Origin of the sequence: Paenibacillus sp. PsM32, assembly GCF_030433815.1 — a bacterium.
In the GTDB taxonomy this organism is placed as follows: Bacteria; Bacillota; Bacilli; order Paenibacillales; family Paenibacillaceae; genus Saccharibacillus; species Saccharibacillus kyungheensis.
In genome coordinates, this window is sequence record NZ_JARUWY010000048.1 from 1 (window position 1) to 279 (window position 279).

Annotated in this window: 1 pseudogene; it reads left to right on the top strand. The window is 39.4% G+C overall.

Annotated features, from left to right (window positions below):
* Positions 1-35: 35 nt before the first annotated feature.
* Positions 36-279: pseudogene (locus tag QCD85_RS23685) on the top strand (flagellin); the annotation flags it as partial.

Here is a 279-nt window from a genome sequence, read left to right on the forward strand (position 1 = left end):
CAGATAAATCGAACATCAACCAAGAGCTTGGTGAGTTGGGAACACAAATCGATAACATCATGAGTCAAACTAGCTTTAATGGTATCAGTATCACTAAAGGTGTTACGATCCAAGTGGGTGACAAAACAGGTGTTACAATTTCTATCGGTGCTATCACTACTACTAGCTTCAAAGGGTTAAACTCTTCTACATCTTTAGCTTCTATCGAAGATGCAATCAAAGGTGTAGCAACAGAGCGTGCTAAACTGGGTGCTAAACAAAACCGTTTGGAATACACTT